The following is a 23048-nucleotide window of genomic DNA, read 5'->3' on the forward strand; positions in this document are numbered from 1 at the left end:
ATGAGTTGAGTGAGTTCTACGTTGTATAAGCTAAATGAGATGTTTGAAACCATCCAAGGGGAAGGGGTTTTCACTGGAGTACCTGCTGTTTTTGTTCGCCTCCAAGAGTGTCCGGTTGGTTGCTCATGGTGCGATACCAAACAAACGTGGTATGCAGATGAAAATGACCAACGTCAAATTGGTGATATTTTGGTGAAGACGGAAGATTCTCCGACATGGTGCGTCGCATCTGCCGAGAACATCGTAGAGCAATATCAACTGCAAGGCTTTAATGCTAAACATATCGTGATTACTGGTGGTGAGCCTTGTATTTATGATCTACGCCCTTTAACAAAGGCGTTTGAGGATATGGGTTGCCAATGCCAGATTGAAACCAGTGGCACATCAGAAGTCATCACGTCAAAAAATACATGGGTGACCGTGTCACCAAAAGTGGCGATGAAGGGTAAACTTCCAGTTCTCAATAGCGCGTTAGAGCGTGCGAATGAGATTAAGCACCCAGTTGGTACGCAAAAAGACATCGACCATCTTGATGAGCTATTGGCAAATGCGAATGTCACGGTTGAGACTGTCATTGCATTGCAGCCTATTAGCCAAAAGCCTCGTGCAACGCAATTGTGTATTGAAACGTGCATCGCTCGCAATTGGCGTTTGTCTGTTCAAACTCATAAATACCTAAGTATTGCTTAAGAGCGGAGAGAGAAATGAAAAAAGCCGTTGTTGTTTTTAGTGGTGGTCAGGATTCCACGACTTGTCTGGTTCAAGCACTTAAAGAGTTTGATGAAGTTCATGCCATTACTTTTGATTATGGTCAGCGCCACAAGTTAGAGATAGAAGTGGCACAAAAGATCGCAAAGGATCTTGGCGTCAAAGCGCATAAAGTGATGGATGTTGGCCTTTTAAACGAACTTGCGATTAGCTCTCTCACGCGTGATGACATCCCTGTCTCACACGAATTGCAAGAAAACGGCCTACCAAACTCTTTTGTTCCTGGCCGGAACATCCTATTTTTAACGCTCGCAGGAATCTACGCCTACCAAATTGGGGCTGAAACCGTAATTACTGGCGTGTGTGAAACCGACTTTAGTGGTTATCCAGATTGTCGTGACGATTTTGTGAAAGCAATGAACACGGCTTTGGTGCAAGGGATGGACCGTAACCTGACGATCAAAACACCGTTAATGTGGCTAAATAAAGCAGAAACGTGGGCGTTAGCTGATCAATATGACGCGTTGCAACTGGTTCGTGAAAATACGTTGACCTGCTACAACGGGGTCATTGGTGATGGTTGCGGTGATTGCCCATCGTGCGATTTGCGCAAAGCTGGCTTAGATGATTACCTAAACAATAAAGAGACCGTAATGCAGTCTCTTGTGAACAAGCAGGCTGCTGACGTTTAGTCGTGCCTTGCTTTACTGGCTAACATAGTCAGAACCTAGGCTAATTGGCTCATCGTATGCGTCTATAATGATGTTTTTTCCCTGCTTTTTAGCCTGGTATAAAGCTTGGTCTAGTATCGAATAAAGTTCATCAAAGTTGGTAAGCGGCATTGATGTTGATAGATAGGCCAAGCTAGCAGTTACACTCAGATCACTATTATTTACCGTGCGTACGCGCTTCTCTGAAATCGTTTTGTGTAGGCTTTGCACCCGGAAAGGAACGTCAATTTCATCGACGTTTTTCAATAATAAGATAAACTCTTCTCCACCCAAACGGCCGATATACTCTCCCTTATTGAGCTTAGCTTTAAGCACTTGGCAAACTTGCTGTAACACCAAGTCGCCAGTCGGATGACCGTATTGATCATTTATCGTCTTAAAGTCGTCAAGGTCGATTAATGCTATAACATAGCGGAAGTCTTCGTCCGCTTTGGAGGTTTGGCCTTTGATGGTCTCTATAATTGCCGCTCTATTCAACGCACATGTTAGACTATCTATTTTGGCTTTTTGTCGTGTTTGTCGCTGAAGTATCAATGCCAGAATGAGCAAGACCAACAAACAGGAAACCACAAAATTATAAGTGCGCTTTTGATCGGTAAGCTTCTCAAATTGATGCTGATTTAAGCTTTTTTCATTATTCAACCGAGCGACTTGAAGATCATATTCGTACTCTTTCTTTGTGAGGTCTAATGCCTCTAATGCTTTAATATTGCTAGCGTCTCGGTTGGCCAATTCAATGGTTGAATAGGCTTCGTGGTGCTCTAATGCCAGTTTATAATCACCTTGGGCTTGGTATGCTTTGGAAAGGAGTAATTGAGCTTGTGCCTGTAATAATGGTCTAGAGTTATTGATCGCTAGTGTTAACGCGACTTTGCCATGTGCAATCGATTTTTCAGTAGCATGGTTTTTCAAATACGCGAACCCAGCAGCTAAATGCCCTTCCGTTTCGAGGTGCGTATTTTCATACGTTTCAGCAATGTCTAAAGCTTTTCTAATGTAATCTACTGCGGTATCCAGTTGCCCACTTTCGGCTAAAACCGCAGACAGCCCTAAGTAGCTTAACCCTTGACCATATGGGTATTGGAGCTGGTTGAGTATTGTTAATGCATTTTGATAATGATTGATGGCTTTATCGAATTCTTTGGATTTCTTATACATTGCCCCAAGGCTATGTTCGACTTGGGCGACTTTGAGTGGTGTCCCTTCATCTTGACGAGCGAGTAGGGCTTGGATGAGATATTGTTCTGATTGTTCAAACTGCCCAAGCTCTGCAAGTAAATTTCCGACGTCATTGTAAATGCCAGAAGGATCGCTTTGAGCAGACATGTTCGCCAGCAGCTTTCTATAAAGGCTCAGCGCTTTTTCATAGTCACCACGATAGTTATAGTTATTCGCTACCACACGTAACGCGAGATCAATAGGGAAGTTTTCTTGGTGTTGTTGACTTAGATGGCTTTCTAACGACGAGCAATAAAAGTTTGCTTTGTGATAACGACCTTGTTGATTCAACGTATAACAGAGCTGATAGTTCATCAAAGCTTTGCCTTCAGAATCTGAAGTCTGCTTCATTTTTTGTCGCAATGAAGAAAAGCTATTTACTGAGGCGTCATAACCACCATGCTTACGTTCATTTAAGGCAAGAATGTACTCTGACTCTAACTGAGCAAAGTTATTGTTGAGAACTTGGCTGCTTCCATAGTACGGCTGCTTTATGTTCGACATGTATTCATAAATCAGCCCGCTGACGTAGAGTTTTTCGCTGTGCGATTTCGCGGTGTGGTATCGATCTTGAAGCATGCTTAATGCTGAGTCAGGATTACTTCTCAATGTGGTTTGATAAACGGCGTGCCACTGCGTGATATTTTGTTCTGGCTCAATATCTTGAGTGTCACTAGCATATACCGGGGCGAGTAAGAGTGACGCAAGCAAAGGATAGAGCGTGCGCATATTTAAACGTGCCTTATGTTCTTTTGTTGCTTTGGAATTGGAGAATCATAACGCTATTAATTGATCAGCGTTGTGATTGAGTTGGGTGTACGAAGAAAAAGAATAGGAAAACTATGCACTTGGTCGACATATCAAAAAAGAGCATAAAAAGAAAGACCCCAACATAAAGTTGAGGTCTAGAAGTCGTTATGCAATGTAAAGCTTAGCTAGATCTTGAGGCTCCATTTCTTTGCCTTCTAGCTGATCGTTCCAGTTAGTACCAACAAGAACACCATCTTCTGCAAGAGTTAAAAGCCAATCTTCAACAAAGATATCTAGTGGGATTTCTAGTACAGTGAAGTCAGCCCATTCTTCAACATTGTGCGCTTCTGCATCTTCTTTAGAAGACCAGAAAGGCATGACTTCACTGTTTTCGAATTCAGTTGAATCGCAAGATAGCCAACCTTCTTCATTGCGTAAACCCCAAACCAGTTGGTTTTCTTTTGTTTCTGCAACAAAAAGGTCAAGGTTTGCTTGGATATCTGATGTAAGTTTGCTCATTTCAAAACTCTCGTTGTTATGACGCCGCTAGGGTAACACTAAAGTGCCGATTCCTAAAGCATAATACGGTTATTGCAATGAGTAAAAATAAAGGAGCCGAAGCTCCTTTTCTTATGTCATTCTAGGTTTATTAATGCTTGTTTGAACAAACATTAATACAGATATTTTTACCTTTCAGGGAGGGTAGTGAATATTGTCCACTCTTTTTTAATCTCGCCTTTATAACCAACGACAGAAGCAGTTACTCGGCGGTTTAAAGCGTGGCTGACTTCATCGGTACCTTGTTGCGCTAGGTGAGTATCTCCAAAGCCAACAATACGAACTCTGCTCGGTTCGATGTTGTAGCTCAATAGCGCCTCACGGACATTGCGTGCTCGTCTCTCTGATAGATCTTGGTTGTGTTGAGAGCCACCAACTTTACTCGCGTAGCCGTGCAGTTCGATCGACGTAGTAGGGTATTCTTTTAAAAAATCGGACAGTTCACGTACTTGTCTTCTGAACACGGGATTGATTTCATCAGAATCATTGGCAAAAAGTATTCTTACTTGCATGTTATCTGATGCTTTAATGTATTCGCCGCAACCGTCATTATCGACTTCTGAGCCTTCCGGTGTGCCAGGGCACATATCTCGAGCGTTGATGACGCCATCGTTATCTTCATCTTGAAGGTCAGCAATTTGCTCTGCACTTGGTACAGGTCGATAGTCATACTCGTCTTCAGCAGCAACCTGTTGAGTAACGGCGAGAAGACTTAATACAAATAGAATTTTCATTGGTTTCATGATCAGTACTCCACCTTTTCATTCCATTCCGTAGGCACATCGACTCGCAAGGCATTTAACAATTGGCCGGTCGCATTCATTACACGGTATTTCGCGTATTGCTCTGAATATCGAGCATCCAAGTAGTTTTTTCTCGCTTCAAATAACTCGTTTTCAGTATTTAACAAATCCAAAAGGGTTCGTTTACCGATGCGATACTGTTTCTCGTAGGCGATAACAGTTTCAGATGCCGAATCTACGTGATCCGCCAGAAACTCTTTTTGCTGAAGCGTTAAATCTAACGCGCTCCATGATAGACGAAGCCCTTCTTCAACGCTGCGGTATGCGCGTTCTCGTAAATCTTTGGCTTTGTTTAGTTGATAGGCAAAGTTTTCAGCATTGGCGACATCACTACCACCATTAAAGAGGTTATAACGCATACGCAGCATCGCTGTCGTTTCATCACTACTTCCTTCGATACCGCTTGCATCATCACGCCACGTTTGAGCCGCTTCTACAGATATCGTTGGATAGTAAGTTCCCTTAGATTGCTTATATTGGAACTTAGCTGAGTCTACATCTGCCATCGAAATTTTGATTACTGGATGCGATTCAAATGCCAAGTCAATTGCTTCATCTATGGTGTAGGGAATAAAGTTCTGGTCCGCTCGCGGAAAAATCAATCCTTGTGGGGACTGTCCGACAAGGCGTGTAAACGTGGTGTGGCTGTCATATAAGTTGTTCTGAGCCGCCACCAAGTTACCGTGAGCTTTTGCTAAACGAGCTTCTACTTGAGTTAGGTCAGCGGTAGACCCAAGTCCTGAGTTAACTCGCTTTTTAATGTCTTCGTAGATCTTCTTATGAACCTTCAAGTTGTTTTCTGAAAGTGTAAGAATTTCATAAGCTTTTACTGAATCTAAGTAAACCTTTGCCACTTCGAGTGCCGTGTCTTGAGCATCAGCGAGCAGTTGATAACGAACTGATTCTGCGTCAGCTGCTGTTCGATCCATATCGTTAAGTGTCGCAGAACCGTCCCATATCAACTGGGTTAGTGTCACGGTCGCTTCTTTTCTTGTCAGATCCGTTGAATCTCGCCCTGCTTCTGCTGGGTTAATGCCTTCATAACCGATACCGGCGTCTAAATCTACGGATGGGAGGTAAGCACCGCCAGATGCTTCATTCACATACTGCTTGCTAACGAATTCATTGAACGCACTTTTGATGTCAGGATTGGTTTTTAATGTGTTTTCAACCGCTTGCTCTAGTGTTTGCCCAAAAGCATGACTAGCTGCGAACACACCAATGCAAAAGGCGTTGGCACGAGTCCACTTCACTGTGATTCTCCTAGATAATAATAAAATTTCTCGAGGTGAGAGGGCTTATAAGTGGGATACCTATAAGGGCGTCAATAATTTAGCGCACAATAACATTAATACACGATGAAGTAACCTGTTGATTCATTGTTCATTTGTTTCATTCTTGATAAATCAATTCATTTGGTGGGTCTAAATTTTGAATAAAGATCCCGGTTTTAAAGTGAAATTGATGTTTAACAAGAGTTGAGTGGCTTTTATTAAAACAAGACAAATATGCACATAGATTCCTATTGATGTATGACGCATAATTACTTAATTGAGCATCAAATTGCTGTTATTGCACTATATAATCAGGCAATATATAGCAAATTAGTATTGTTAGTCAAAAACTTGACAGTTATTTAGGGTTAAGATTTATATGGATCGTACAGCGTTAGTGTCACTCGGTAATCAAGTCGTCGTAATAGGTTTAGATGGGGAGCTGAGAGTCCTAACAGAAGGACAACAGCCCCTACCAGGTGAAGTAGTAGTGGCAACGACAGATGCTGCACCTCTAAATTTGAACATTCAACTAACTGAAGAGCAAGGCTCAAAAGATATTTCTGATGATGTGGCACGAATTATTGGTGCTATTGAGCAAGGTCAAGACCCTTCTATAGTTGATGAAGAACTCGCGCCAGCTGCGGGTGAAAACAGTGGTTCAAGTTTACAAAATAGTGCCACGATTGCACGGGATGGCACTGAAGTACTGGCCTCAACAAATTTTGAAACTATTGGCTTGGAATCCCTCGGTTTATCTGAAACACAAGCGTTGACCTTAAATGACTTTTTCGCAACAAATATAGAAACCAGTGGAGATGGCTCAAATAAACCACTTACTAATTCTCCAGTGACATTAAGCGCTATCGAAGAAGATAGCGATCCCATCACGATAACTACCGAAGAATTACTATCGAATGTCGATATTGACGATGCTGATACTCTTATCGTTACAAACGTCACTATTGAGAGTGGGAATGGCACTTTAATTGATAACAACGATGGATCTTGGACTTATATCCCAGAAGCTGATGATGATACTGAAGTGTCATTCTCCTATGACATCATTGATGACGATGGGGGTGTTATTAATGGCACTGCTAATTTAGATATTAAGCCTGTTAATGACGCGCCAATAGCGACTAACGATGCGATTCAAACTGACGAAGATTCCCAGGTTGTAATTGATGTGCTCGCTAACGACAGTGACATTGAAGGTGACGATTTAACCATTACTTCTGCTTCTGTATCAGAAGAGCAAGGTATCGTTGAGATTGTCGATGGTAAGCTTGTTTTCACTCCGGCTGAAAACTTCAATGGTAATGCAACTATTAGCTACACTATCTCAGATGGTGAGCTAGAGGATGAAGCTCAAGTCTCGGTAACAGTAAACTCAGTTAACGATGCGCCTATTGCCTTTAATGACGCAACAATTACAGAGGAAGATACCTCAGTAACGATTGATGTGTTGCCAAACGACACTGACATCGATGGTGATACGTTAAGCATTGAATCGGCGTCTGTGCCGAGTGACCAAGGTCAAGTCGAGATTATTGACGGCAAGCTTGTATTTACGCCAACTGAGAACTTCAATGGCGACGCTGAGATCACTTACACCGTCACCGATGGTGCGCTGACTGACGAAGCGACGGTCAAAGTTACGGTGAATGCTGTGAACGATACGCCTGTGGTTGAGAGTAGCATTGCAGACCAAACCTTGGCGGAAGATTTCACGCCATACACGATCGATCTGAATACGGCCTTCAGCGATGTGGATAACGTTGATGGCGAGCTGAGCTTCAGCGTTTCTGGCAACAGCAACATTCAAGTGGCGATCGTCAACGGCATTGCCACGATCACTCCAACGGCAGACTGGAATGGCTCTGAAATCCTAACCTTTACGGCTACCGATCCAAGCGGCGAAAGCGTCAGTCAAACGGTGAACTTCACAGTTACTCCTGTGGCAGATATCGTGGCAGACAAAGCGACGGTTGTGGAAGACACGGCGACCATCATCAAGATCTTAGGTAACGACACGTTCGAAGGCGACGACAAAGTGGTGTCGCTCGATACCAATAACGGTCCAGCTAACGGCACGGTCTCGGTCAATCCTGATGGCAGCGTAACTTACACGCCAAACGACAACTACCACGGTACAGACAGCTTCACCTACATTGTCACGTCAGGCGGGGTATCGGAATCCACCACGGTGAGCGTTGATGTGACGCCAGTGAATGATGCACCAGTGGCAAAAGATGACACGGCGATTACTGACGAAGACACGCCAGTGACGATTGATGTCCTGCCAAACGACACCGATATTGATGGCGAGAAGCTGAGTATTGAATCAGCCTCTGTACCTAAAGAGCAGGGCACGGTTGAAGTGGTGGATGGAAAACTCGTCTTCACTCCGGCAGAAAACTTCAATGGTGACGCTGAAATCACCTATATCGTAACGGACGGTCAATTGACCGATGAAGCGAAGGTGACCGTTACCGTTAATCCAGTGAACGATGCGCCAACCATCAAGGTTGATGCCGTAGAAAGCATCACTGAAGACGCAGTGAGCACTGATACGGTAGTCGCAACCTTAACGGTTCGTGATACTGACACGCCAGAAGACCAATTAACCGTTTCTTTAGAAAACAACTCAAACGGTTACTTCGTGTTAGTTGGCGATGAAGTCAAGCTAACTCAAGCAGGCGTTGATGCAGTTAACAACGATGAACTCAACCTTAAAGATCTGACTATCAGCGCGTCAGTATCGGATGGTGTTAATCCAACGGCTAACGACAGTGATAGTTTGATTGTGAATCGTGTTAACGATGCACCGACTGTTGAAAATGCGATTGCAGACCAAGTTTTATCGGAAGATTTCGATGCATACACGATCGACTTGAATGAAGTATTTAAAGATTCCGATTCCTCGCTAGAATTCTCCGTCTCTGGCAATAACAACATCCAAGTCTCTATTGTGAATGGCGTTGCCAATATCACTCCGACTGCAGACTGGAACGGCTCAGAAATCCTAACCTTTACTGCCACCGATCCAAGCGGCGAGAGTATTAGCCAAACGGTGAACTTTACGGTTGCGCCTGTGGCGGACATCGTGGCAGACAAAGCGACGGTTGTGGAAGACACGGCGACCGTCATCAAGGTCTTAGGTAACGACACGTTTGACGGCGACGATAAAGTAGTGTCGCTTGATACCAATAAAGGCCCAGCTAACGGCACGGTCTCGGTCAACCCTGATGGCGCCGTGACCTACATACCAGATGATAACTACGTCGGCAAAGATACGTTCACTTATGTCGTGACATCAGGCGGTGTGTCTGAATCCACTACCGTTGAAGTCAATGTGACGCCGGTCAACGACGCGCCAGTGGCAAAAGATGACACGGCGATTACTGACGAAGACACACCAGTGACGATCGATGTCCTGCCAAACGATACTGATGTGGATGGCGATAAGTTGTCGATCCAATCTGCGTCTGTACCTGAAGCACAAGGTAAGGTTGAAATTGTTGACGGAAAACTGGTCTTCACACCGGCTGAGAACTTCAATGGCGACACCGAAATCACTTACACCATCACTGATGGTGCACTGACTGACCAAGCGACGGTCAATGTCACGGTGAATGCGGTGAACGACACGCCTGCGGTTGAAAGCAACCTCGCAGACCAAACCTTGGCAGAAGACTTTACGCCATACACCATCGATCTAAATACCGCCTTCAGCGATGTGGATAACGTGGATGGCGAGTTAACGTTTAGCGTCTCTGGTAATAGCAATGTCAATGTCTCAATAGAGAACGGCATCGCGACCATCTCACCAACGGCAGACTGGAACGGCTCAGAAATCCTAACCTTTACTGCCACCGATCCAAGCGGTGAAAGCGTCAGCCAAACGGTGAACTTCACAGTAGCGCCTGTGGCGGACATTGAGGCTGATAAAGCGACGGTTGTGGAAGACACGCCAACCATCATTAAAGTTTTAGGTAACGACACGTTCGAAGGCGACGACAAAGTGGTGTCGCTGGATACCAACAACGGTCCAGCCAACGGCACGGTCTCGGTCAACCCGGACGGCAGCGTGACTTACACGCCAAACGACAACTACCACGGGGCAGACAGCTTCACGTACATCGTTACCTCCGGTGGGGTCAGTGAGTCCACCACGGTGAACGTCGATGTCACACCAGTGAACGATGCGCCAGTGGCGACCAATGACAATGCCGTTACTGACGAAGATACACCAGTGACGATTGATGTCCTGCCAAACGACACCGATATTGATGGCGATAAGCTGTCGATTGACTCGGCATCTGTGCCGAGTGACCAAGGTACAGTCGAGATTGTTGATGGCAAATTGGTCTTCACACCGGCAGAGAACTTCAATGGCGACGCCGAAATCACTTATACCGTTACCGATGGTACACTGACCGACCAAGCGATGGTCAACGTCACCGTGAATGCGGTGAACGACACGCCAGAGGTTGAGAGCAACATTGCAGACCAAACCTTGGCGGAAGACTTTACGCCATACAGCATCAATCTGAATACCGCTTTCAGCGATGTGGATAACGTGGATGGCGAGCTGAGCTTCAGCGTTTCTGGCAACAACAACGTGTTGGTGTCGATTGAAAATGGCATCGCGACCATTAGCCCAACCGCAGACTGGAACGGCTCAGAAATCCTAACCTTTACGGCTACCGATCCAAGCGGTGAAAGCGTCAGCCAAACGGTGAACTTCACGGTTACCCCTGTGGCGGACATCGTGGCAGACAAAGCGACGGTTGTGGAAGACACGCCAACCATCATCAAGGTTTTAGGTAACGACACGTTCGAAGGCGACGATAAAGTGGTGTCGCTGGATACCAACAATGGTCCAGCTAACGGCACGGTCTCGGTCAACTCGGATGGCAGCGTAACCTACACGCCAAACGACAACTACCACGGTACAGACAGTTTCACCTACATCGTTACCTCCGGGGGCGTCAGTGAATCCACCACGGTGAACGTCGATGTGACGCCAGTCAACGATGCGCCAGTGGCAAAAGATGATACCGCTGTTACTGACGAAGATACTCCAGTGACGATTGATGTCCTGCCAAACGACACCGATGTGGATGGCGATACGCTGTCTATCCAATCAGCGTCTGTACCTGAAACACAAGGTACAGTCGAAATTATTGATGGAAAACTGGTGTTCACACCGGCAGAGAACTTCCATGGCGATGCTGAAATCACTTACACCGTCACCGATGGTTCACTGACTGACCAAGCGACGGTTAACGTCACCGTGAATGCGGTGAACGACACGCCTGTAGTTGAAAGCAACATCGCAGACCAAACCTTGGCGGAAGACTTTACGCCATACACCGTCGATCTAAATACCGCTTTCAGCGATGTGGATAACGTTGATGGCGAGTTAACGTTTAGCGTCTCTGGCAACAGCAACATCCAAGTGGCGATCGTCAATGGCATTGCTACGTTCACTCCAACCGCAGACTGGAACGGCTCAGAAATCCTAACGTTTACTGCCACTGATCCAAGCGGTGAAAGCGTTAGCCAAACGGTGAACTTCACGGTTGCGCCTGTGGCGGACATCGTGGCAGACAAAGCGACGGTTGTGGAAGACACGGCGACCACCATCAAGGTTTTAGATAACGACACGTTCGAAGGCGACGACAAAGTGGTGTCGCTGGATACCAACAACGGACCAGTTAACGGCACGGTCTCGGTCAACCCGGACGGCAGCATCACTTACACGCCAAACGACAGCTACCACGGTACAGACAGCTTCACCTACATCGTCACCTCCGGTGGCGTCAGTGAGTCCACCACGGTGAACGTCGATGTCACGCCAGTGAATGACGCGCCAGTGGCGACCAATGACACGGCGATTACTGACGAAGACACACCAGTGACAATTGATGTCCTGCCAAACGACACTGATGTGGATGACGATAAGCTGAGTATTGAATCAGCCTCTGTACCTAAAGAGCAGGGTACGGTTGAAGTGGTGGATGGAAAACTCGTTTTCACTCCTGCAGAAAACTTCAATGGCGACGCTGAAATTACCTACATCGTAACGGATGGTCAATTGACCGACGAAGCGAAAGTGGTAGTTACCGTTAACCCAGTAAACGATGCGCCAACTATCAAAGTTGATGCCGTAGAAAGCATCACTGAAGATGCAGTGAGCACTGATACGGTAGTCGCAACCTTAACGGTTCGTGATACTGATACGCCAGAAGACCAATTAACCATTTCTCTAGAAAACAACTCAAACGGCTACTTCGTGTTGGTTGGCAATGAAGTCAAGCTAACTCAAGCGGGTGTTGACGCGGTTAACAACGATGAACTCAACCTTAAAGACCTTACTATCAGCGCGTCAGTGTCGGATGGTGTTAATCCAACGGCTAGCGACAGTGATAGCTTGGTTGTGAATCGTGTTAACGATGCGCCAACAGTTGATAATGCCATTACAGATCAAGTGTTATCGGAAGATTTCGATGCATACACGATCGACTTGAATGAAGTATTCAAAGATTCCGATTCCTCGCTAGAATTCTCCGTCTCTGGCAATAACAACATCCAAGTCTCTATTGTGAATGGCGTTGCTACCATTACTCCGACTGCGGATTGGAATGGCAAAGAGGCAATTACGTTCACAGCTAAAGACTCAAGTGGCGAGAGCGTCAGTCAAACGGTGAACTTCACGGTAGCGCCTGTGGCAGACATCGTGGCAGACAAAACGACGGTTGTTGAAGACACGCCAACTATCATCAAGGTCTTAGGTAACGACACGTTCGAAGGCGACGATAAAGTGGTGTCGCTCGATACCAATAACGGCCCAGCTAACGGCGCGGTCTCGGTCAACCCTGACGGAACTGTGACCTACATACCAGATGATAACTACGTCGGCAAAGATACGTTCACTTATGTCGTGACATCAGGCGGTGTGTCTGAATCCACTACCGTTGAAGTCAATGTGACGCCAGTGAACGATGCGCCAGTGTCAAAAGATGACACCGCTACGACACAAGAAGACACCGCAGTGACGATTGATGTACTGCCAAACGACACCGACGTGGATGGCGATGTGTTAAGCATCGACTCTGCGTCTGTGCCGAAAGAGCAGGGCACGGTTGAAGTGGTTAATGGCAAATTGGTCTTCACTCCGGCAGAAAACTTCAATGGCGACGCTGAAATCACCTACATCGTTACGGACGGTGAATTGACCGACGAAGCGAAGGTGACCGTTACAGTAAATCCAGTAAACGATGCGCCAACTATCAAAGTTGATGCCGTAGAAAGCATCACTGAAGATGCAGTGAGCACTGATACGGTAGTCGCAACCTTAACGGTTCGTGATACTGATACGCCAGAAGACCAATTAACCATTTCTCTAGAAAACAACTCAAACGGCTACTTCGTGTTGGTTGGCAATGAAGTCAAGCTAACTCAAGCGGGTGTTGACGCGGTTAACAACGATGAACTCAACCTTAAAGACCTTACTATCAGCGCGTCAGTGTCGGATGGTGTTAATCCAACGGCTAGCGACAGTGATAGCTTGGTTGTGAATCGTGTTAACGATGCGCCAACAGTTGATAATGCCATTACAGATCAAGTGTTATCGGAAGATTTCGATGCATACACGATCGACTTGAATGAAGTATTCAAAGATTCCGATTCCTCGCTAGAATTCTCCGTCTCTGGCAATAACAACATCCAAGTCTCTATTGTGAATGGCGTTGCTACCATTACTCCGACTGCGGATTGGAATGGCAAAGAGGCAATTACGTTCACAGCTAAAGACTCAAGTGGTGAAAGCGTTAGCCAAACGGTGAGCTTCACGGTTGCACCTGTGGCGGATATTGAATCTGACCGCGCGACAGTCGTGGAAGACACGCCAACCATCATTAAGGTCTTAGGTAACGACACGTTTGACGGCGACGATAAAGTAGTGTCGCTTGATACCAATAAAGGCCCAGCTAACGGTACTGTATCGGTCAACCCTGATGGCACCGTGACCTACACGCCGAACGACAACTACCACGGGGCAGACAGTTTCACCTATATCGTCACCTCCGGTGGTGTCAGTGAATCCACCATTGTTAACGTCGATGTCACGCCAGTAAACGACAAACCTGACAGTGAAGACTTTACGCATGTGGCCGATGATCAGCTTACGCACGTTGTGTTTGATACCGATACGAAACCTCTGGGTAGCGGTGACTCTCAAGATCATATCGCGGATGTTGAAGACGACTTAAAAGGCAACGATCTACATGTCCGAATTACTGAACTGCCAACCTCAGGTACGTTGTTCTTTAAAGATAGTGATGGTGAGTTGCACGAAATTAAAGAAGTAAGCGATACGCTTTATGACAAAGACAGTCTTTACTATGAAGCTGATAATGTTGGCTTCTTATTAGGTATCAAAGATCGTCCAAATACGCCTAATGGCTCGGAATCTACAACAGATTTCAATAACTGGGGATTAAGTGAGGATGGTGGTCCATCAAATTCACGTACTGAGCATTTAGCAAATGGAGCCTCTATCACCATTTCTTCTGATAGCGGTGAGCTTGCACAGTACAACCGCCAGGTGTCACATATCGGCAATGGTATCGCTGACAATGATGGGCAGGGTATTGAGAAGGGTGAAACGATTACGATCGATTTGTCTAATAACCCTGTGGGCAGCGTAAACCTTGGACTAGATGGACTAGGTGGATTGTTTGATTACGGTGATGACAACGCAGCGCTTATTACGGTTACATACTTAGATTCAAATAATGTCCAACAGACTCAAACGTTCGAGTTTTTGAAGCCTGAAGGCAACTTCATGCTATTCCAAGAAACAAGCGTTGGTTATGGGAAAGATCTAGCTCTTCCTGAAGGTTCGGTCATTACTCAGTTAGATTTTTCTACGAAAAATGAAGGTAACTGGGAGTTACGTTATGTAGAAGGTGTTCCTGCAGAGGACAGCTTTGGATATGTGGCCGTCGACTCTGAAAGTGGCGTTAGCGATCCATCTACAGTCAATATCGTTAATGAAATGCTAGATGGTAATGTTGCTGAAAATGGGCCAAGTCTGTCTGTGGTCGGTGATAGCGTGACTGAGGGTGACAATGTCACTTTTTCGGTTGTTCTAGATGAAGTCACCAGTACTGCTGTTAAGTACCAAGTTGATATGCTTGCTCAAGGTTCTTCAGTTGATAAGAATGACGTAAATCTATCAAATGCAACCTACACAAATGGTGTTGTTTTCTTAGGTGGTTACTTGATTGTTCCTGCAGGTATAAGTAGCTTCGAAATATCGATTCCGACTATTGATGACTTGGTTGTGGAAAGCAGCGAAACGATCGTTCTTGAGCTCGGCGGTGAAACGGGGACGGCAACAGTTCTTGATAATGATAGTTCAGAACTTAGCGTAGTAGATGCCGGCGATGTCATTGAAGGAACTGACGCAATATTTACCGTTTTACTCTCTAACCCTGTTCAAGAGGCCGTTGTCGTCAATCTGAAGTCAACAACAAATGATAGCTATACTGCGGAAGATGTTGATCTAGGCACTATGGTAGTGACCTATGTGGATACTCATGGTCAAACTCAAACATTAGATATCGCGCCTAATGGAGACGTTACTATACCTCCAGGTGTCGCTGAAATTAAAGTCGCAGTCTCGACCAAACTAGATAATGTCCATGAAGGTGATGAGAGCTTTGGTCTGACGGTTACGGAAATCGGTAGTGTCACCAGTAATGGTATTGCAACTGGTAACGCAAATATTGTGGATTCTGATCCTGCACCTTTAGTTAGTATTAGTGCCGATCAAAACAGCGTAAATGAAGGTGAAACGGCAGGCTTTACGCTGACACTTGATAAAGTTGCAGATGAGAGCGTTACGGTTCATGTCGAATATAGTGGCGTGGCCCAAGATGGAAAAGATTTTGTTGGCGTTCTTAGTGTTGAAGTTCCTGCGGGTCAATCTTCAGCTGCTCTTGACTTACTGACGCTCACCGATGGTATTTATGAGGGCGCAGAATCTTTCACAGTAACCATTAAAGAGGTGGATGGCGCTGATGCGAGCATTGCTTCAAATAACAGCGCAAGTGTTGTGATCGTTGATGCCCAAAGTGCACCGAAAGTGACTATTAGCTCAGATCAATCCTCAGTTGATGAAGGTAGTGATGCAAAATTTATCGTCAACATTGACCAAAAAGCAGATGAAGATGTACTGGTAACATTCACAATCGGCGGGAATGTTGATGACAAAGATTATATTGCTCCAAGTACGTACACAGTCGCGATTCCAGCGGGTAAAACGTCGGCGCCGATTGATATAAAAACTCTCGATGATGGTATTTACGAAGATCTTGAAAACCTAACTGTGACTCTAATTGGTACGGTTGGTGCAGATTCGACGCTTGCAAGTGACTCGAATGAAGCAACAGTCTCTATTATAGATGCTCAGCACGCTCCAGAGTTTATTTCTGGCGGCGATAGTGCTGGTGACAAACCAAATGATGATGTTTACGACTTCGGGTCAGTTAACGAAAACACGGTGAGTGGGTCCGTTATTGGTACGGTCGTTGCTGAAGATCACGATAATGACGTGCTTGTATACCGCTTTGCAGATGGCTCGACCACTAATGGTATTTTTGATATCGACCCGACAAGCGGAGAGATTTCATTGAACAAGACAATCGATGATGTTGACTTGGGCGATTATACGCTTCAGGTTGAGGTTATCGATGGAACTGGCGGGATTGATACTGCCGAGGTCAATGTTTCTCTGGTAAATGTGAATGATGCACCTGAATCTTCGCCTTCCGCGGTTGAGATGAGTGAAGATACCCAAGTGATGCTTGATTGGTCATCATTCGGTATTAGCGATGTGGACTCTAACGTATCAGAGCTCTCCGTCCAAATCACAACGCTTCCTAGCGATGGGTCATTAGAGTATAAAGATTCGCAAGGCGATTGGCAGTCTGTCCAAATCCATCAAGTGCTTGATAAATCGCTCTTTGATGAAAACAGTGTTCGTTTTGTACCTGAATTAAATGAGTCTGGCAGTGACAGTTTCGGCGGAAATCAAGTCGGAGACCAGGAGTCTAGTTACGCTCAAATTGGCTTTAAACCAACAGATGGACAGAGTACCGGTCAAGAGTCAACACTAACAATAGACGTAAACCCTATCGCTGATAAACCGAACTTAATCGCAGTGACGCACGAGAACTCATTACCCCAACAAGAGTTTAACGTTACGACATGGAGTAATGTTCAAGTTGGTTCTAGTGATGGTATGGGGGTCAATGGAGAGACTCTAATCTCAGCGATCAACGTTCTTGATGAAGCCGATGGTACTCGATTGAGTTGGGCAAATGTAGAAGATTTAGGTACTAATGCGACCTTAGCAAATGAGGCCGTTCTCGTTACATCTCTTGTTTATCTGGAAGCTGGTTCAAGTTACGACTTTGTTGGCCAAGCAGATGATAGCCTTGCTATCAAGTTGGGTGGTACGTTACTTGATCAAGCTCGTTGGGGTAGCGACAGTGGTGATATTAAGGGTGCTAGCTTTACCCCTTCGGTATCTGGCTTTTATCCAATTGAAATCTATCACCATAACCAAAGTGGTCCGGGTAACTTTAATGTGGATGTATCCATTAATGGACAAGCGCCTGTCAATCTGAGCAATAGTAGTCTTTACGTAGTTAGTGATGAAAGTGCACTAGAAGCAACTGATATCAGAACGTCTGAACTACAAGAAGTTAATGGTGTTGCGTTTTACGAAACATATCAGCTGAACGAAGGGTTACAAGATACAGCGATACCGCTCTCTGAAATTAAAGCAAGCTTAAACGATACAGATGGCTCTGAATCACTTAAAGTCACGCTAACTGGCTTACCTGTAGGTGCGATCCTTTCAGATGGAAACAGTTCTATTACTGTAGCAACCATTGATGAAGAACTGGACGTGACAAGTTGGGCATTAGATACACTTACTGTGACTCCACCAGCTGGCTCCCATGATGACTTCACAATCAATTTGACGGCAACGAGTACAGAACGCGCGAATGGTGATTCAGCAGAGTCTAACTTAGCGATCAATGTTGTAGTACATGAGAACTTACCGACGGAAACGGAAAGTGATATTGGGAAGACCAACGAAGATAATTCGCTACAGGGTAACGTATTGCGTAATGACTTTGATGACAACAACACCCTGATGGTTGATCACATTACTATTAATGGTACTGACTATGCGGTAGGTCAAAACGTATCTTTGACCAGTGGCACTTTATTAGTAAACCAAGATGGTAGTTACGTATTTGAACCTACCGAGCACTGGTCAGGTGATGTTCCGTTAATTAGTTACACCACAAATACTGGCGCAACAAATACGCTTGATATCAACGTTGTCGCAGTTGCAGATGCCCCTGCGATCACGATTAATGTGGGAGAGTTAGTAAAAAGAGATGCTGTTGATCCTAATCACAACTTAGCTACTTCTGCGATAGATAAAACGCCTACAGAGAATGAACTCGTCGCTGCTGATCTTGGTTTGGATGATGTCGTGCAAAAAAATCACTCATACGCCGGAGTGATGCTAGGAGACAACAACGACAGAAGTGATACCGATAGCTTATTCGTTGGGACTGATTACAATGACACCTTCTATGGTGGCGGCGGTGATGACGTATTTATTGGCGGTGGTAATAACGACTCTTTCTATGGTGATGATGCGTCCACTATTACAGATTATGATGGCCAAGATACGGTTTACTTAACAGGAAACTTCAGTGACTACAAAATGACCTTCAAAGACGATCATGGAGGTCAAGTCCCATATTGGATTTTGCTAGATAATCGTTCTATCGATTCGGTAAACGACCACACAGGTAGTGATGATCGTGGTGATCACTTATATGAAATTGAACGAATTATTTTTGCAGACAAAGTCGTTGAATTGAAGCCCGACGGCACCTATGAAGTGCTTCAAGAGCGTTGGATTCCCGTTGATATTAACGTTGATTTGGTTGATGTCGATGGAAGTGAAAGCTTGGCGCAAACTGTTTTTGTGGAAGGTTTGCCGGATGGTGTAGAGCTGTATATCGATGGACATGCCGTTAATCAGGACGCAAACGGTAATTATCTTGTCACCCTGGATGCTAACGGTAAGGTCTCTTTAGATATCAGAGTACCGTTTGATTATGAAGGTAGCCTAGAGTTCCCACTAAGCGTTACCGCGACGTCGGTTGAAGAAGCAAATAATGATGCCGCTTCAACAACAGAGTCTGTTGAGCTTACAGCTCGTGACTATGTTCTAGAGTCGGGTTCACATGGGAACGATCAGATAACGGGCAGTGACGATCACGATATTATTGTTGGCGATGTACAAGGATTGGAGATTATTGCGGGTCAGGACTACAACATCGCCTTTGTTTTGGATACTTCAGGGAGCATGGGTAGCTGGGTAGGAACTGCGAAGCAAGAAGTGCTAGATGTGTTTGATGAACTGTTAAGCGCTGCAAATCAGGGTGAGAAGCCTGGAACAGTGAATATTCACCTCAGTGAGTTTGCTTCAAGTGCGTCAGCAGTTATTTCCGTTGACTTGAGTTCTCCAACAGCAAGAGATGAGTTTGTAAAAGAACTGAATAGTGCTATAGGTGATGAGGGTGACGGCGGCACAAACTATGAGGCGGGTTTACAGTCAGCTGTTGAATGGTTTAGCAGTCAACCTAACCCTAATGGCCAAAATATCACGTACTTTGTTACTGATGGTCAACCAAATAGAGCAACGCATCTCTACCATTTAGCGCAGAATGAATTCTCGAAAGTGATTTTGGATGTCGATGATTCTGGCAAGCTTGTTACCCTGCAAGATATAGTTAGTAGCAATAATTATTCATACGGACAGACGGTTATCTACAAAGGTGATGTCGTTATAGATAGTTACGGTCAGGTATATTCACCGCTAACAGGCAGAATTCTAGGGGATATCGACAGATATTATGGTTCTATCCGTTATGATGATGAACGTGGCAGCTCAACACAAGCTCAACATATGTATCAAGTATTAGCAGCATTGTCTTCAGTAGAGTCGATAGGTCTTGGTAGTGGTGTTGATGAACAGACACTTAAGCAGTATGACACTGATGGTGTGGTAGAGTCAGATATCGATGTTACTAAACTTGCTGAAACGATATTGGGTCAAGATGTGCCCCTAAAACAAGGCTCAGACACTATTCAGGGTGGAGAAGGTGACGATATCTTGCTGGGTGATTTAATTGAATTTGGCGGTAATGAGCAAGGTTTGAGTGCGATTCAATCACATGTGGCACAGCAAACGGGTCAAGATGTTTCTACCATTGATGGTGAAGACATCCATGAATACGTTAAAAATAACTTAGAAGAATTCAACCAATCTCACCAAGGTGATAAGTCGGATAACTTATCTGGTGGTGCTGGCAACGATTTACTGTTTGGTCAGGGTGGTAACGACATACTCGTTGGCGGTGAAGGTGATGACATTCTGATTGGTGGTTTAGGTAATGATATCTTAACGGGAGATGAGGGCTCTGACATCTTTAAGTGGAGTGAAGTGACCAACGAGGTTGATACGGTTACTGATTTCAACAAAGATGAGGATACTTTAGACTTCTCCGATCTGTTTGATGACTTATCAAAAGATGAAGTTGGTGAGCTTCTTACTGATCTTCAGTCCGGTGATCATACTGGTGATGTCGGAGAGTATCACGTAGAAGTGGCACCAGATGGCGGCTCGGAAGCGAACTTGAGTATTACGAAAGGTGGCTCGACATTGGACATCCATTTTGATGGTGCAAGTGTCGATGATGTGACTCAAAGTCTGATTGCAAGTTTAGAAGCGCAATACAAAGACATGTAGCATGTCTAGCCACAGGTGAAATTGAAAATCAAAAAAGGTCTAGCATTTTGCTAGACCTTTTACTTTTAAACTCAGTTCATTGCGATGTTAGCTCTTAGGAAGTGTCGTGAAAACGGTCCACTCTTTCTTCACCTCACCTTTGTGGCCAATCACCGTTGCGGTGACTCGACGGTTCAACGCATGACTCACTTGGTCGGTGCCTTGTGTTGCAAGTACCGTGTCTCCATAGCCGACAATGGTGACTCTATCTCCACTAATACCATTCATCATGAGTTCTTTTCTAACGTTCTCAGCGCGGCGTTTAGATAAGTCAAGATTGTGTTCTGCAGTACCAGTACGACTGGCATAGCCCTGAATCTCTATCGATGTATTTGGATACTCCTTCAAGAAGTCGGATAGTTCTCGAATTTGCTCCGTAAAGATAGGATTGATCACATCGGAATCATTCGCGAACAGAACTCGAATTTGCATTTCTTGCGAGGAGTCGACATACGAACCGCAGCCATCGTTATCAATCTCGGCACCTAAAGGAGTCCCCGGACATAAATCGCGCTCATTAATGACTCCATCAGAATCATCATCAAGATGATCTGCCCACTGATCGGCAATTGGCGTATCAATATAATCATATTCATCGCCTTTATCGGATGAACTGCATGCCGAAATCATCAATGAAAGTGCAATAAGAGTTATGTATTTCATAATTAATACTCCACTTCTTCTAGCCATTCTTTAGGCATTTCAACCCTTAATGCACTCAACAGTTGACCTGTTGCGTTCATCACTCGATATTTGGCGTACTGCTCTGCGTATTTAGAATCTAAGTAGTCTTTACGTGCCTCAAAGAGTTCGTTTTCAGTATTCAATAGATCAAGCAGCGTTCGCTTACCAATGCGATATTGTTTTTCATACGCAATAACGGTTTCAGATGCCGAGTCTACATGATCTGACAGGAACTCTTTTTGCTGTAGGGTCAAATCCAGCGCGCTCCATGAAAGCCTTAACCCTTCTTCAACATTGCGATAAGCACCTTCACGTAAGTCTTTCGCTTTATTTAACTGATAGGCGAAGTTTTCTGAGTTTGCAGCGTCACTGCCGCCATTAAATAGGTTGTAGCGTAGACGTAGCATGGCAAGTGTCTCATCACTGCGGCCTTTTAAGCCATCAGCGTCGTCACGCCATGTTTGTGAAGCTTCAATGGAAATGGTTGGGTAATTAACACCTTTAGATTGTTTGTATTGAAACTTAGCAGAGTCTACGTCTGCGAGCGCGACTTGAATGACAGGGTGTAGTTCAAATGCCAAACCTACCGCTTCATCAATGGTGTATGGAATGAAATTCTGATCCGCTCTTGGAAAGATCAACCCTTGCGGGGTTTGACCCACTAAACGAGTGAACATAGTGTGAGAGTCGTACAAATTATTTTGAGCAGCTGCCAAATTACCGTGCGCTTTTGCCAAACGTGCTTCTACCTGTGTTAAGTCAGCGGTAGAGCCGATACCTGAGTTGACTCGTTTTTTAATGTCTTCGTAAATATCTTTGTGAACAGCCAGGTTATTTTCAGAAAGCTTGAGTATTTCGTAAGCTTTTACTGCGTCTAAATACACTTTGGTGACTTCAAGCGCTTTATCTGATGCATCGGCCAAAAGTTGAAATCTAACTGACTCTGCATCGGCTGCGGTACGATCGATATCATTTAAGGTTGCACTGCCATCCCATATGAGCTGAGTTAGTGTTACCGAAGCTTCCTTTCGAGTGTAATCTGTATCCCCGCGTCCCACCTCGTCAGAAGGGTCTAATCCCTCGTAACCAATGCCCGCATCTAAATCAATAGAAGGTAAGTAGGCGCCCGAAGAGGCTTCATTTACGTATTTTCGACTGGTGAACTCGTTAAATGCGCTCTTAATGTCAGGATTGTTTTTTAACGTCAATGCCACGGCTTGCTCTAAAGTTTGACCGAAAACGGGTAAAGACACTATTAAACTACAGCAGCAAGCAATATTTAGTCGGTTCCATTTCACGGTATTTCTCCTAAAAATTCGTGTTGCTTTTTGCTATTTCATCTCATAACTGAGACGAA

9 protein-coding genes are annotated in these 23048 nt (G+C 44.9%); 3 read left to right on the forward strand and 6 right to left on the reverse strand.

The annotated features are described in order from the left end of the window. The first annotated feature begins 39 nt into the window (after positions 1–39). Together queE and queC are read left to right on the forward strand one after the other, a co-directional pair. Positions 40–690 carry a 7-carboxy-7-deazaguanine synthase QueE gene (gene queE, locus J8Z23_RS07475; RefSeq protein WP_172606012.1) on the forward strand — a complete coding sequence of 217 codons (651 nt, stop codon included), beginning with the start codon at positions 40–42 and terminating at the stop codon, positions 688–690. Between the two features lie 14 nt (positions 691–704). Beyond that, positions 705–1400 carry a 7-cyano-7-deazaguanine synthase QueC gene (queC, locus tag J8Z23_RS07480; protein WP_104969424.1) on the forward strand — a complete coding sequence of 232 codons (696 nt, stop codon included), beginning with the start codon at positions 705–707 and terminating at the stop codon, positions 1398–1400. A gap of 12 nt (positions 1401–1412) precedes the next feature. Here queC and J8Z23_RS07485 read toward each other — a convergent pair whose 3' ends face one another. The 4 genes from J8Z23_RS07485 to J8Z23_RS07500 form a co-directional block, all read right to left on the reverse strand. Beyond that, positions 1413–3386, reverse strand: a complete 1974-nt coding sequence (locus J8Z23_RS07485) for a diguanylate cyclase (protein WP_434635276.1) — start codon at positions 3384–3386, stop codon at positions 1413–1415. A 186-nt stretch (positions 3387–3572) separates the two neighbouring features. Further along, positions 3573–3926: a DUF2750 domain-containing protein gene (locus J8Z23_RS07490; protein ID WP_005395049.1), complete on the reverse strand. Its 354-nt coding sequence runs from the start codon at positions 3924–3926 to the stop codon at positions 3573–3575. 167 nt (positions 3927–4093) lie between these two features. Then, positions 4094–4708 (reverse strand): OmpA family protein, encoded by a 615-nt coding sequence (locus J8Z23_RS07495; RefSeq protein WP_012841789.1) that lies wholly within the window; start codon positions 4706–4708, stop codon positions 4094–4096. A 2-nt stretch (positions 4709–4710) separates the two neighbouring features. After that, positions 4711–6021, reverse strand: coding sequence for a TolC family outer membrane protein (locus tag J8Z23_RS07500; protein WP_005395046.1), 1311 nt, complete (start codon positions 6019–6021; stop codon positions 4711–4713). 400 nt (positions 6022–6421) lie between these two features. Between J8Z23_RS07500 and J8Z23_RS07505 the strand changes: the two genes are divergently transcribed. After that, positions 6422–20968, forward strand: a complete 14547-nt coding sequence (locus J8Z23_RS07505) for a tandem-95 repeat protein (protein ID WP_434635277.1) — start codon at positions 6422–6424, stop codon at positions 20966–20968. A gap of 87 nt (positions 20969–21055) precedes the next feature. Here the strand turns inward: J8Z23_RS07505 and J8Z23_RS07510 are convergent, their stop codons facing one another. Next, a complete protein-coding gene (locus J8Z23_RS07510) occupies positions 21056–21670 on the reverse strand; it encodes an OmpA family protein (RefSeq protein ID WP_006741557.1) in 615 nt (204 codons plus the stop codon). A gap of 2 nt (positions 21671–21672) precedes the next feature. Continuing rightward, complete coding sequence (locus tag J8Z23_RS07515) at positions 21673–22989, reverse strand: TolC family outer membrane protein (protein WP_048626423.1); 1317 nt, start codon at positions 22987–22989, stop codon at positions 21673–21675. Positions 22990–23048 lie beyond the last annotated feature (59 nt).

Origin of the sequence: Vibrio sp. SCSIO 43086 (assembly GCF_051132235.1) — a bacterium.
In the GTDB taxonomy this organism is placed as follows: Bacteria; Pseudomonadota; Gammaproteobacteria; order Enterobacterales; family Vibrionaceae; genus Vibrio; species Vibrio diabolicus.